Source organism: Exiguobacterium sp. s95 (genome assembly GCF_018618655.1).
GTDB lineage: Bacteria > Bacillota > Bacilli > Exiguobacteriales > Exiguobacteriaceae > Exiguobacterium_A > Exiguobacterium_A oxidotolerans.
Window position 1 is genome coordinate 851,386 of record NZ_JACSMM010000001.1, and the last position, 12,791, is coordinate 864,176.

Here is a 12,791-nt window from a genome sequence, read left to right on the forward strand (position 1 = left end):
CCATGCGTCTGCCTGTTTTTCATCGATTCTATTTTAAAGTTATCGAATCACCACGCTACGAATCAGATGAATTCAATTAATAAATCTTGGCTTGCGATTGCTTCGCCTTCGTTGACATGGACGGCTTTAATTTCTCCGTCTTCCGGTGCTTGAATCGTCGTTTCCATTTTCATCGCCTCCGTGACGAGCAATTGCTCCCCTTTACGGACACGTGCTCCTGGTTCGACAAGAACTTTCAGGACACTTCCCGGCATCGATGCACCAATCTGTTTCGGGTTCGACCGGTCCGCCTTCGGACGACTGGACGAACTTTCCTTGACGCTAATGTCCTTGACTTCAACTTCACGCGGAACACCATTCATTTCGTAGTAAACGATTCGCACACCGTGATCATTCGGCTGTCCGACTTGAATCAACTTGAGGTACAACGTTTTACCACGTTCGATTTCGACTTCGATCGTTTCACCGAGTCGCATGCCGTGGAAGAATGTACTCGTATCAAGGACCGAGACATCTCCATAACGCGCGATATATGAACTATAATCCATGAATACTTTCGGATAAAGCGCGTACGCAAGCGCATCGAATTCAGTAATCGGTCGTTCGAGCTTTTCAAACAATTCGTGTTTGATGGCGTCAAAGTTAAGCGGCTCCATCATTTTCCCTGGACGTTCTGTTAATGGTGCGACACCTTTGAGGATCGCATCTTGCACTTGTTTCGGGAACCCATCCGGAGGTGTGCCAAGCTCACCTTTCATCAGTTCGACGACTGAATCCGGGAAATCGAGCCCACTCGCACGATGTAAGACGTCTTCTTCTGTCAAGTGATGTTGGACCATGAACAAGGCCATATCTCCTACTACTTTAGACGACGGTGTTACTTTGACGATGTCACCAAACAACATGTTGACGCGGGCGTACATACTCTTGACTTCCGACCAACGATCTCCGAGTCCTACTGCTTTTGCCTGTTGTTGAAGATTCGAATATTGACCGCCCGGCATTTCATGGTCGTAAACGGTTGGATTCGGTGCTAACATATCGAGTTCGAACGCTTTATACAAGTGACGAACATCTTGCCAATAATCTGAAATTTGTTCGAATTTCTGTGCTGAAACAAGTGGCTGGCGCGGGTGTCCACTCAGCGCATGGATTAAACTTCCTCCTGCTGGTTGACTCGTTAAGCCGGCCATACTCGAAGCAGCGACATCGACGACGTCAACACCGGCATCGACTGCACGGGCATACGTGTAGATTCCGTTCCCACTCGCATCATGTGTATGGAGGTGGATCGGTAAATCGACAGCATCTTTTAAAGCAGAGACTAACGCATACGCTGCTTCCGGCTTTAACAGCCCCGCCATATCTTTGATTGCGATGATGTGCGCGCCACTTGCTTCCAATTGTTTCGCTAACTTGACGTAATACGGTAAGTGATACTTCGGACGATTCGCATCGAACAGATCGCCTGTATAACAGACGGCTGCTTCTGCAATCTTCCCTGTCGGTAAGACCGCGTCAATTGCTAATTGGATTGATTCCGGATTGTTCAAGCTATCAAAGATTCGGAAGACATCAACGCCTGCTTGGGCCGCTTCCTTGACGAAAGCATGAATGACGTTGTCCGGATAGTTTTTATAACCGACTGCATTCGCACCACGTAATAGCATTTGAATCAAGACGTTTGGCATTTGTTCACGTAATTTCATTAAACGAGTCCAAGGATCTTCTGACAAGAAACGATATGCTACATCGAACGTCGCGCCACCCCACGCCTCGACCGAGAACAATTCCGGCAAGAGTTTTGCTTCTGCTTCTGCAATCGCTACTAAATCTTTCGTCCGCATCCGCGTCGCAAGTAACGACTGGTGTGCATCCCGGAACGTCGTGTCTGTCAACAAGACCTGTTCTTGTGCTTTCAACCAATTCGCAACACCAACCGGCCCTTCTGCATCAAGTAACGCTTTCGTGCCCGCTTGATACGTCGTTGGTAAATCTTTCGGAATCCGAACGTCACGTGCTAACGGTTTGTCGATTTTTCCGATACCAGGGAATCCATTGACAGAAACTTCGCCGATATACGTTAATAACTTTGTTCCACGGTCTTGCCGTTTCGGGAAGATGAATAATTCTTGCGTATCATCGATGAAGGACGTGTTGTAGTCACCACTGATGAATGCATGGTGTTTCAAGACGTTGCTTAGGAACGGAATGTTTGTTTTGATTCCACGGATCCGGAACTCACTTAAGTTTCGGCTCATCTTCGCGACAGCTTGATCGTACGTCAGGCCGTGCGTTGAGATTTTAACGAGCAGTGAATCATAGTATGGTGAGATTTCTGCACCGACGTAAGCATTCCCTCCGTCAAGACGGACTCCGAAACCGCCGGGTGAGCGGTAAGCTTTAATTTTTCCCGTATCGGGTAAAAAGCCGTTTTCTGGATCTTCCGATGTAATCCGGCTTTGAATCGCGAAACCAAGCATCTGAATCTCTTCTTGCACTGGAATTCCAACGAGCTCACTATGAAGCGACTCACCTTCTGCCACCCGGATTTGCGTTTGTACGATGTCGACGCCTGTAATCATCTCCGTGATTGTGTGCTCGACCTGGACACGCGGGTTAACTTCGATGAAGTAGAACGATTCATCTTGCGTCACTAGGAACTCGACTGTTCCTGCGTTCTCGTACCCGACGTGTTTCATTAGCGTTACTGCCGCGTCACAAATTTTCTTCCGTCCTGCATCGGAAAGCGTGACACATGGTGCCACTTCGACAACCTTTTGATGTCGACGCTGAACAGAGCAATCACGTTCGAACAAGTGAATGATATTACCATGGGCATCGCCAATGATTTGGACTTCGATATGTTTCGGTCGTTCAATTAATTTCTCAATGTATATTTCGTCTGATCCGAAAGCCTTTAATGCTTCTGATTTCGCACGCTCAATCATTTCCGGCAGCTCTTCCTCTGTCCGGACAACGCGCATACCGCGTCCCCCTCCACCAAGAGAAGCTTTAACCATCAATGGATAACCTGTTTTTTCAGCAAAAGCATAGGCTTCTTCCATCGTTGAAATCGGACCGTCCGTTCCCGGAATGACTGGTAAGCCGGCTTCGATTGCTGTCGTACGCGCTCGTACCTTGTCACCGAATTTATAAAGATGTTCTTCTTGTGGACCGATAAAGATGATGCCTTCTTCACGGCAACGTTTTGCGAGTTCAATGTTTTCAGACAGAAAACCATACCCTGGGTGAATCGCGTCACACTCTGCTTTTTTAGCAGTTGCGATGATACCTTCAATGTCTAGGTACGCTTCGATTGGTTTCTTCCCCTCACCAATCCGATATGCTTCGTCTGCTTTATAACGGTGAAGCGATCCCATGTCTTCTCTCGAATAAATCGCAACTGTCCGAATGCCTAATTCGGTTGCTGCCCGAAATACTCGGATTGCGATTTCACCACGGTTTGCTACAAGAATCTTTTTAATTTTTGTCAACTGATGCTCCCCCTTTTGTTAATGAACTCGTTGCGCTCATCGTCCGTGCATCTTGCACTTCTTTATGATACGCTATTCGATGTTTATTTTGCATGGAAATATTCGCCAGCACACCGAGCATCGTACTCATGACGAGTAACGAAGACCCCCCGTAACTGATGAATGGTAACGTGACCCCGGTTCCCGGGAACAAACCTGACATGGCACCGATATTGATCGTTGTCTGGATGAATATGATGGAAGAAATACCAATCGCCATCATGCTTGAATACAGCGAAACACATTTTTGGGCGATTCTCGCACCTTGAAACATTAAGAAAAACAGTAATCCAAGGACGACAAGTACGCCGACAAATCCAAGTTCTTCCGAAATGATTGACATGATGTAATCGGTCTCTGGTTCAGGTAGATACCCATATTTCTGAAAACTGTTCCCTAACCCGACGCCGAACACGCCTCCATGGGCAATTGAAATGACCGAATTGATCAATTGATAGCCTTTTCCCTCCGCATCGAGGAACGGGTTGAAGATGACATGGATTCGTTTCAGCTGATTCTCTGAAAAATTATTATACGCATAGAAACCAACTAACGGTATTGCGATGAACCCTAATGTGATGTAACCACTCGGTAATCCGACAGCAAACCAAATCATTGCCGTAATCAACAACAAGATGAACAATCCCCCATCATCGGGTTGCATCCGGATGATGATTGCATAAGGTGCCAGCAAGACGAGCATCGGAATTAAAATCCAATCAGACAAACTAAGTAACATCCGCTTGCCCGCGGAAGAGGGAGAGATTTGACGGTGGATGAAGTGATGAACGATTCCGATTACGCCATTCAACGTCCCTTTTTGTTTTTGATCAAAGTAATTCGCTAACCCGACGACTAAGACGAATTTACAGAGCTCGATCGGTTGAATCAAAAAAACACCAAAGTTCAACCACGCTCGTGCCCCGTTCAACGGTTCAGAAAACAACGTCGCCATCAACATCACCCATGTGATGAGATACAAGACTAAACGAAAAATCGGACCTCGAAGCACTTCATGATTGAGATGCGCAACAAATAAAAATGCCACGATTGCCAAGCCGTCAAACATCAGTTGTTTCTCGAAAAACGAAGTGTTCGCATAATCGCCACCGTTCCAAACACTAGCGCTATAAACCATCACCGTACTGATTGCCATCAGAATCAACATCGTAAAGAACAAGCGAAAGTCAAAAAATGCTCGTCTTTCTTTAAACTTCGATTGCATATGTACACGTCCCTTTTCTAGTTCTAAAAAAAAATACCCAAACGCCGCATTTCACGTTTGAGTAGAAAATCAGCACGTCTCCGCATCATGTAAGTCAGATAGTTGCTGTTCAAGTGATTCGAGTAATTGTTTCCCTTCACTCGCATCAATCAGTTCAAGACGAACGGCAAAATCAATTTGGCGTGACAATCCGAACATTTGTGTATCCAATACTTCCTCATAAAGAGGACATTGTGGCATCGTTAAATTCGCAAGCTGGACCTCGATCAACCGGCGGATTTTATGGGCATCCGCTTCTAGTAGCTCAAGAGCGCGCTGGCGATGAACTGTCCCGATTTCAGTTGACAATCCAATCCCTCCTCATCAAATGACGCGTTCCTGTTATAGATAAACTTTACCTTACTTTCGCTAACAATTCAACGTTTCGGTATAATGGATTTGTAGCATTCACACATTTAGGGGGAATAGAGATGATTTTTCCAATCACAGGTAAGGTACGGTACACATTAACGATTGATCCAACCGTCTGGATCTTTGACGATCGTAAGATTGCGGTCGAACAAATCGGACAAGAGACAGAGCATAATGCCGCTGAAGCATACTATGCGAAAATGGGGGCTGCTTGGGACAAGGGGATTACGGAAGGGAGTCGGACCGATCACAATAAACCGATGACGCGCGAAGAAAAAGATGACGCACTCCGCGGGACGTTCGCGATGCCACTCCTTCCATTCATCACAAATGCCGAAGTACTAAACGATGCCTCACAATTACGTTTTGAAGGAATCGATACCGTCGAACTCCCACTCGAGGTACTGCCTCAACTCTACTTACAATTTTCAAAAGACGGGAAAGTCTTAACCGATGGTCCCGTTCATTTACTTTATCAAGATCAAGTCGTCCGTTCGGTCAATCGGATCACTGTCATCTAATAGCAAACTGCCCTCTTTTCCTTCTAACGTTAACGACTGAAGGAAAAGAGGGCAGTTTTATTTTTTAAAGCAAGTCGGCCGCAAGACGCGCGAGGTTCGACCGTTCCCCTTTGACGAGTTTGACGTGCCCTGTCATTTGTTCACCTTTTAACCGTTCAACTGCATAGGATAGACCATTTGAATATTCATCGAGATACGGATGGTCAATTTGTTGCGGATCCCCGACGAGAACAATTTTCGAGTTTTCCCCGACACGAGTCAAAATCGTTTTCACTTCATGTTTCGTTAAGTTTTGTGCTTCATCGATGATGATGAACTGTCCCGGCATACTCCGCCCGCGGATATAAGTTAATGCCTCAAGCTGAATCGATTTCATGCCCGCTAGGATATTTCCAAGTTCATCACCCGAACCCGTATTGAACAAATGCTCCAAATTATCATAAATCGGTTGCATCCATGGTCGAAGCTTCTCTTCCATCTCACCCGGTAAATAGCCGATGTCATTTCCCATCGGAACGACAGGACGCGCGACGACTAGTTTTTTATAACGATGTTCATCTTCGACTTGCAACAACCCGGCCGCAAGTGCGAGCAATGTTTTCCCCGTTCCTGCCTTGCCGACGAGTGTAACGAGCGGAACATCATCCCGAAGTAACAATTCGAACGCCATGCGCTGTTGAACGTTACGGGGGACGACACCCCATACTTGATTGATATCAAGCGAAAGTGCCCGGATGATAGGCAATTCCTGATCGACGACAGCGAAAGCTGAAGCTTTCGATACATTGCTTTTTAAAATGACGAATTGATTCGGATAAACTTTTTCATTCAAGATATCCACTGAGAGTCGTTTGTCTTCGTAAAAGGCATCGATGTATTCCTGGTCGACGACTGCTTCAATGAAACCCGTATATAACCCTGTCAAATCCGCAATATGATCCGTCAAGTAATCTTCTGCGACAAGTCCGTACGCATCTGCCTTTACACGAACGAGAATATCTTTTGAGACGAGAATGACGTCACGTCCACTCTGTAGTTCCTGCTGCTCTCGATGAATCGACCACGCCAACTCGAGAATCTTATTGTCATTCGATTCATGTGTGAACGGTGAGACGTCACTGATCGTGTCACCGATGTCGACACGAAGGATGCCGCCATTTCCGAGCGGGACCCCTGCATGAAGATGCCCCGCTTCCCTTAATTGGTCCAAAATCCGCGCGGTCTCTCGAGCATTCCGCCCGACTTCATCCATATTTCGTTTTTTCCCGTCCAGCTCTTCTAAGACGATTGCCGGTATGACGACATCATGTTCTTGGAATTGAAATAAAGATAATGGATCGTGGAGCATGACATTAGTATCGAGCACGTATATTTTTTTCATTCCATCGTTCGCCCCTTTAGAGTCGAGTTTTGATGAATGTTACGCTTTTAGAATCGCATGCATTTGTTGATCTAGACGTAACGCTGCCGTTTCGTCATACGTTTTCTCGATACGAGGACGATTGGATACAGCGGCTCCGTAAAATAAAATATCGCGTACTTCTTCTACCATTCCTTCGTAAAATGCAAGCTTTAATGGCACTTCGGCTGCCGGATCCCAGCGCTTAACCTCCGTACACGTCAAGCTATAGGCAGATTGATCGGCAAAGAAAATTAATGTGAAAACAGGATGCTCTGCCAACGTCTTGACGATATGCGAATCGGCTTCAATCGCAAATCGGACCGTTTGTTCATCTTTTGCATAAACCCAACTGATTGCATGAGTGATGGGCCAACTTTTCGATTGATCGTGCGTGATTAAAAAAACGAGTGGTAAATCGGATAACGCTTCGAGTTGCTTTAGATTCAGACGATGTTCCATTTTATTTGCCATGGTGTCACCCCCCTATTTATCTTACTGACTTAGTTTCGAGTCATGTTGTTCAATTCCCTTTTTTACATCTGAATAATCTTTTAATATGGTATACTAGTAAAAAAAGAGGAGGACCTCGAAATGCGTGTAAAATGTACTATCTGCGATAAACGCGAAACGATCGACGACTGGTCCTTCGCAGCAAAACGCTTACGTAACAAACCGGTTCGCATCTATTTGTGCGATGAATGCAATGAGCGTATCGAGCAACGGACGATTGCGCGCGAAGCAACCGGGAACTTTAACTTATATCCGACGTGGGCGTCTGCTAAAAAAAGATGGTGACGGCTTACTTTCTATGCTGAAGTAACTTTGAGCTCCTCTGACATCCGGATGATGTCGAAGGAGCTTTTCATATCTTTACGGGTCGAAGCGGACAAAAACATCATCATTCTTCCCAGGATTTCCACGGCCGTCCGTATTGTTCGTAAGGAAATATAGTGCAATTCCATCTGTCGTGACGTCACGAATGCGTCCACGATCCGTTACGACTTGTTCGACTTGCTTCGTGCTCTCTTCAATCGAGCGAAGGCTCTGCCCGACCAACGTACCGAAATACAACTTCCCATCAAGTTCCGTCACCCCGCTTGGTGCAACGGAGCGATTTCCCACTTCATACCACGGTGTGACTAATCCTTGTTGTTTTTCCGTCCCCTCAATCAACGGCCATCCATAATTTTTCTGTTCAATCTTATTGATTTCATCATGTCCGCTTTGACCATGTTCGGTCGCAAAAAGCTGATTTCCGACAAAAACAAGACCTTGTGGATTACGATGACCATAACTATAGACGTATCCCTCCAGATTCCCTTCAACCGGCTCTCCCGTTAAGTCCATCCGTAAAATTTTTCCGGCCAAAGAGGATAGCTTCTGTGCATTCTCGGGAACTGCAGCATCTCCTGCTGTGACGTACAGGTAACCATCCGGCCCAATCTCGATTCGACCGCCATTATGAATCGAGGACCCAGGAATGCCATCCAGTAAAATGCTTTTTTCTATCCAGTCCCCATCCTTCCGTTCGATTGAAATGACACGATTCCGTAGCTCACCTGCTTGTTCATACGTATGGTATACATAAGCGAGCTGATTCTCTTCAAAGTCGGGATCAAGGGCCATTCCAAGTAGTCCACCTTCCCCTTCCGCCACGACTTCTTCCGTCAGACGTGGGGCTGTTCGCGAATAATCCCCTTGCGTTCCTTCGACGATTTTTCCATCTCGTTCTGTAATATAAAATGTATCCCCTGACGTCTCGACATTCCACGGTGCCTGCAGGGACTCGAAAATGATGTCGGCTCCCTCTTCAGCCTCTTGTTTAGTATCTGTTTGACTCGACTCCTCCGTCTTCGAATCAGTTGCACAACCGACTAATAACATCGTAAGACTCAGCGGGGCGAGCCAACTCCATTTATTCATTTTCATCACTCCTTAAAGGTTTTTCCCCTGACTTTCTCGTTTCTATTCCTTTATTTACCGATTGAACGATAAAACAAAAAGTCCGCCTTCACAAGGAAGACGGACTTTTAGACGAATCAAATGAATTTAAGATGCAGTCTGTTCTCGATCGCGTTTGACACGCCACATCCGGAAACGATAAATTCCGAGGATGGCGACCATCGCAAGCAATACTTCAGGAATCGGCCACGTCCAAAAGACGAGTGTTAAAGCCGCTGAAAAGACAGCTAATAAAAGATAGACGATCAGCGATTTCCACCAAGCTAATTCCTTTGCAAAACCTAGCTTAAACACGACGAGCGTCAAAATGACGACCGTAATCATCAATGCATTGAAACCCGCACTTAAGTTATTCGGATCACTCCCGACGCCAAGAAACTTGGCGACGGCAGGAATATCGAATTTCGAGAAATCAGAAGCAACGGCAGGTTGTGCAGACATTGCCAGTCCCCCTTACATTGTTAAGAACTCAGTCTTTTCCAAGACGACGACGTTTGTCTTGTTTTTCACGTTCGTTCTTGTTCAACACTTGTTTACGAAGACGAACTGATTCCGGTGTAATTTCACAGTACTCATCTTCATTCAAGAATGTTAATGATTCTTCAAGTGAGAAGACACGTGGACGTTTAAGAACGTTTGTCGTATCTTTCGCAGATGCACGCATGTTCGTCAATTGTTTCGCTTTAACAACGTTAACAGCGAGATCGACGTCACGGTTACATTCCCCGATAATCATTCCTTCATATACTTCAAGGCCTGGCTCGATGAAGATCGTTCCACGGTCTTCAAGAGCAGAGATTGCGTAAGCAGTCGCTTTTCCTGTTTCAATCGAAACCATAACACCACTACGACGACCACCGATGTCTGCGTTGATGAACGGACGGTACTCTTCGAATGTGTGGTTCATGATGCCGTATCCGCGTGTTGCAGATAAGAATTCGTTACGGTAACCAATCAAACCGCGTGAAGGAACGATGAATTCCATTTTCGTTTGACCGTTATCCATTGTTTGCATGTTCGTCAATTCACCTTTACGGAGACCGATCGATTCCATGACTCCACCAGTATACTCTTCAGGAGTATCGATGACGACGCGCTCAAACGGCTCGACTTTAACGCCATCTTCAACTTTGATGATTACCTGTGGTTTCGAAACTTGAATTTCGTAACCTTCACGACGCATGTTTTCGATCAAGATACCAAGGTGAAGCTCACCACGACCTGAAACAATCCAGCGGTCAGGAGAATCTGTGTTTTCGATACGAAGCGAAACATCTGTTTCAAGTTCTTTTTCAAGACGCTCTTCGATTTTACGTGAAGTAACGAGATCCCCTTCACGACCAGCGAATGGCGAGTTGTTGACGATGAACGTCATTTGAAGTGTTGGCTCATCAATCCGAAGCAATGGAAGTGGATCGACGTGTGACGTTGGACACACTGTTTCACCGACGTTGATATCTTCCATACCTGCGATTGCGATCAAGTCTCCAGCTTTCGCCGCTTCGATCTCAACGCGTTTAAGGCCGAAGTATCCGAATAATTTCGTTACACGGAAGTTTTTGATTGATCCATCAAGTTTAGAAAGCGAAACGCTATCGCCGACTTTGATTTCTCCACGGAAGACACGACCAACTCCGATACGACCAAGGTAGTTGTCATAATCAAGCATCGTAACTTGGAACTGAAGTGGATCCATGCTGTTATCGACAGGTGCTGGTGTGTGCTCAAGAATCAAATCAAGAACGTTCGTAATTGTATCTTCTTGTTTATCAAGTTCAGGTTCAAATGAACTTGAGCCGTTGACTGCCGATGCATAAACGACTGGGAATTCGAGTTGATCTTCGTCTGCGCCAAGATCGATTAAAAGATCGACGACTTCATCGACGACTTCGAGTGGACGAACCATCGGCTTATCGATTTTGTTGACGACGACGATTGGTTGTAATCCTTGCTCGAGTGCTTTTTTCAATACGAAACGTGTTTGTGGCATACAGCCTTCACGTGCATCGACGACGAGGATAACGCCATCTACCATACGCATGATACGTTCAACTTCTCCACCGAAATCGGCGTGACCTGGTGTATCAACGATGTTGATGCGGGTATTTTTATAATCGATTGCTGTGTTTTTCGCGAGGATTGTGATTCCGCGTTCACGCTCGATATCATTTGAGTCCATTGCGCGTTCTTCAACTAGTTCATTCGCACGGAATGTCCCAGATTGTTTTAAAAGCTCATCGACGAGTGTCGTTTTACCATGGTCAACGTGGGCGATGATCGCGACGTTGCGTAAATCAGTTCTTACTAAAGTTGTCATAAGTGTGTACCTCTTTCTATTCATTTAAATAATCCAACATTACTTTCGGTCAACTTTAAGAGTATAGCACAGGTTGAGTGGCAGTTGGCAATGACTATGATTCAAGCTTATAGCGAAAGCCTTTTCATTGACCCCGTTTCACGCTAAACTAAATACGTACTCACGTAAAACGAGGGGGAAATGATATGCGGTTCGTCTTTTTATTGTTGGCAGTATTAGCAGTAGGTTCGATGGCAGCGATCGGGATTTTCATCGCTGAACAAAACATGCTGATGGTCTTCATCTCGCTACTTCTAGTATTTGTTTCGATGGGCGTCGGTTTTGTTTTGAAAGCCCGCCTTCGGAGACAGTCTTAAACGTCCTTTATGGGCGTTTCAGCGTGTAGACAAACTTATGAAGCATGAGCATGCGATATCGAGAAGCAATCCGTTCGCGCTTCCCTGTCTCGTCTCGTCTTCAAAGCGGCAATCTTCCGCGCCGCTACAGCAAAGCTGCAGGGTCACGACCGATTGCTTTTCGCTTTAAAAGCGATTCAAGACGGATTGCGCTCTAAACCGTCTGCAGGTCTGGATTTCCTTCACGGCATTACCTAAAAAAGCGTCGCGTTTGGTGACTCATACGGGAAAAAGTTCGTGTTTAACGCACTTTCAGAGGCAGGCAAGACCCTGTTCGTAGTCCGTGAAGATCAAGGAGTAACGGCTTGCGCCTCGCCCGAGGAAAGCAACGAAAAAAGACGCTGTATCTCCCGATAGCACTTTGTCTACAGTCTAAAACGTCCTTTATCAAAATCAGGCGAGAATATGCCCACTTCTAAACGATCAGGGTGAAGCCCTAGTGAAAGTGGGAGATGAATCGCCGCCCTCTCTTTCAGGTATATCCGTTGTAAGGAGGTGAACATCATGTTGACTCACAAGGCCTACAAATTCAGAATCTATCCGACAAAAGAGCAGGAAATCCTGATCGCGAAGACGATCGGTTGTTCGCGCTTCGTCTTCAACCACTTCTTAGCGAAGTGGGATGAGACGTATAAAGCGACAGGGAAAGGACTGTCCTTCGGGTCTTGTTCGAAAGAACTCCCGTCGTTGAAGCAGGCGTTCGACTGGCTGAAGGAAGTCGATAGCACGTCTATGCAGACGAGCGTCAAACATCTTGCTGATGCCTTTGACCGCTTCTTCAAGAAACAGAACGAACGGCCTCGCTTCAAGTCGAAGAGCAATCCCGTTCAATCGTACAAGACGAACATTCAAGGTAAGTCTCAACTTCCTGATGTCTCGATCGTCGGCAACAAGTTAAAACTCCCGAAGTTGAAATGGGTGCGTTTCGCTAACTCGAGGCAGGTCGTCGGACGCATCTTGAACGCGACCATCCGGCGTAACGCTTCAGGAAAATACTTCGTCTCCCTGCTCGTCGAGCAGGA

The 12,791-nt window shown here is 46.1% G+C and carries 13 protein-coding genes; 5 read left to right on the forward strand and 8 right to left on the reverse strand.

Annotated features, from left to right (window positions below):
- Positions 1-62: 62 nt before the first annotated feature.
- The 3 genes from KNP99_RS04640 to KNP99_RS04650 form a co-directional block, all read right to left on the reverse strand.
- Complete coding sequence (locus tag KNP99_RS04640; RefSeq protein ID WP_214845146.1) at positions 63-3,497, reverse strand: pyruvate carboxylase; 3,435 nt, start codon at positions 3,495-3,497, stop codon at positions 63-65.
- The gene (locus KNP99_RS04645) at positions 3,484-4,761 is read right to left on the reverse strand and encodes an FtsW/RodA/SpoVE family cell cycle protein (RefSeq protein WP_088837457.1); all 1,278 of its coding nucleotides are present in this window, start codon (positions 4,759-4,761) and stop codon (positions 3,484-3,486) included. The genes KNP99_RS04640 and KNP99_RS04645 overlap by 14 nt, the downstream gene beginning before the upstream one ends.
- A 69-nt stretch (positions 4,762-4,830) precedes the next feature.
- Positions 4,831-5,109, reverse strand: a complete 279-nt coding sequence (locus tag KNP99_RS04650; RefSeq protein ID WP_029330942.1) for an Fpa/YlaN family protein — start codon at positions 5,107-5,109, stop codon at positions 4,831-4,833.
- Positions 5,110-5,231: 122 nt separating this feature from the next.
- Between KNP99_RS04650 and KNP99_RS04655 the strand changes: the two genes are divergently transcribed.
- A complete protein-coding gene (locus KNP99_RS04655; protein ID WP_214765245.1) occupies positions 5,232-5,693 on the forward strand; it encodes a hypothetical protein in 462 nt (153 codons plus the stop codon).
- A gap of 64 nt (positions 5,694-5,757) precedes the next feature.
- On the opposite strand, the gene KNP99_RS04660 is transcribed toward KNP99_RS04655, so the two are convergent.
- Entirely contained in the window at positions 5,758-7,074 is a 1,317-nt protein-coding gene (locus KNP99_RS04660; protein ID WP_088837459.1) for a PhoH family protein, read from the reverse strand.
- Positions 7,075-7,113: 39 nt separating this feature from the next.
- Positions 7,114-7,566: a PNPOx family protein gene (locus tag KNP99_RS04665; RefSeq protein ID WP_088837460.1), complete on the reverse strand. Its 453-nt coding sequence runs from the start codon at positions 7,564-7,566 to the stop codon at positions 7,114-7,116.
- 120 nt (positions 7,567-7,686) lie between these two features.
- Between KNP99_RS04665 and KNP99_RS04670 the strand changes: the two genes are divergently transcribed.
- The gene (locus KNP99_RS04670) at positions 7,687-7,890 is read left to right on the forward strand and encodes a YlaI family protein (RefSeq protein ID WP_088837461.1); all 204 of its coding nucleotides are present in this window, start codon (positions 7,687-7,689) and stop codon (positions 7,888-7,890) included.
- A 75-nt stretch (positions 7,891-7,965) separates the two neighbouring features.
- Here the strand turns inward: KNP99_RS04670 and KNP99_RS04675 are convergent, their stop codons facing one another.
- The 3 genes from KNP99_RS04675 to typA form a co-directional block, all read right to left on the reverse strand.
- Positions 7,966-9,018: a PQQ-dependent sugar dehydrogenase gene (locus KNP99_RS04675; protein WP_214845148.1), complete on the reverse strand. Its 1,053-nt coding sequence runs from the start codon at positions 9,016-9,018 to the stop codon at positions 7,966-7,968.
- Positions 9,019-9,144: 126 nt separating this feature from the next.
- Positions 9,145-9,498: a YlaH-like family protein gene (locus KNP99_RS04680; protein WP_029330948.1), complete on the reverse strand. Its 354-nt coding sequence runs from the start codon at positions 9,496-9,498 to the stop codon at positions 9,145-9,147.
- Positions 9,499-9,526: 28 nt separating this feature from the next.
- Positions 9,527-11,374 carry a translational GTPase TypA gene (typA, locus tag KNP99_RS04685; protein WP_029330949.1) on the reverse strand — a complete coding sequence of 616 codons (1,848 nt, stop codon included), beginning with the start codon at positions 11,372-11,374 and terminating at the stop codon, positions 9,527-9,529.
- Positions 11,375-11,559: 185 nt separating this feature from the next.
- On the opposite strand from typA, the gene KNP99_RS04690 reads away from it, so the two are divergent.
- The 3 genes from KNP99_RS04690 to KNP99_RS04700 all read left to right on the forward strand — a co-directional run.
- Entirely contained in the window at positions 11,560-11,730 is a 171-nt protein-coding gene (locus KNP99_RS04690; RefSeq protein ID WP_157898488.1) for a DUF5325 family protein, read from the forward strand.
- Positions 11,731-11,780: 50 nt separating this feature from the next.
- On the forward strand, positions 11,781-11,927 hold the full coding sequence (locus KNP99_RS04695) for a hypothetical protein (RefSeq protein ID WP_214765251.1): 147 nt from the start codon (positions 11,781-11,783) through the stop codon (positions 11,925-11,927).
- 346 nt (positions 11,928-12,273) lie between these two features.
- On the forward strand, positions 12,274-12,791 hold a 518-nt coding region (locus KNP99_RS04700; RefSeq protein WP_215193043.1), incomplete at its 3' end, for an RNA-guided endonuclease TnpB family protein.

What these genes read in the sequence shown, in the direction of transcription:
- KNP99_RS04645 (WP_088837457.1), bottom strand. Translation starts at nt 4,761, where the DNA reads ATGCAATCGAAGTTTAAAGAAAGACGAGCATTTTTTGACTTTCGCTTG.
- KNP99_RS04655 (WP_214765245.1), top strand. Translation starts at nt 5,232, where the DNA reads ATGATTTTTCCAATCACAGGTAAGGTACGGTACACATTAACGATTGAT.
- KNP99_RS04660 (WP_088837459.1), bottom strand. Translation starts at nt 7,074, where the DNA reads ATGAAAAAAATATACGTGCTCGATACTAATGTCATGCTCCACGATCCA.
- KNP99_RS04665 (WP_088837460.1), bottom strand. Translation starts at nt 7,566, where the DNA reads ATGGCAAATAAAATGGAACATCGTCTGAATCTAAAGCAACTCGAAGCG.
- KNP99_RS04670 (WP_088837461.1), top strand. Translation starts at nt 7,687, where the DNA reads ATGCGTGTAAAATGTACTATCTGCGATAAACGCGAAACGATCGACGAC.
- KNP99_RS04675 (WP_214845148.1), bottom strand. Translation starts at nt 9,018, where the DNA reads ATGAATAAATGGAGTTGGCTCGCCCCGCTGAGTCTTACGATGTTATTA.
- KNP99_RS04680 (WP_029330948.1), bottom strand. Translation starts at nt 9,498, where the DNA reads ATGTCTGCACAACCTGCCGTTGCTTCTGATTTCTCGAAATTCGATATT.
- typA (WP_029330949.1), bottom strand. Translation starts at nt 11,374, where the DNA reads ATGACAACTTTAGTAAGAACTGATTTACGCAACGTCGCGATCATCGCC.
- KNP99_RS04690 (WP_157898488.1), top strand. Translation starts at nt 11,560, where the DNA reads ATGCGGTTCGTCTTTTTATTGTTGGCAGTATTAGCAGTAGGTTCGATG.
- KNP99_RS04695 (WP_214765251.1), top strand. Translation starts at nt 11,781, where the DNA reads ATGCGATATCGAGAAGCAATCCGTTCGCGCTTCCCTGTCTCGTCTCGT.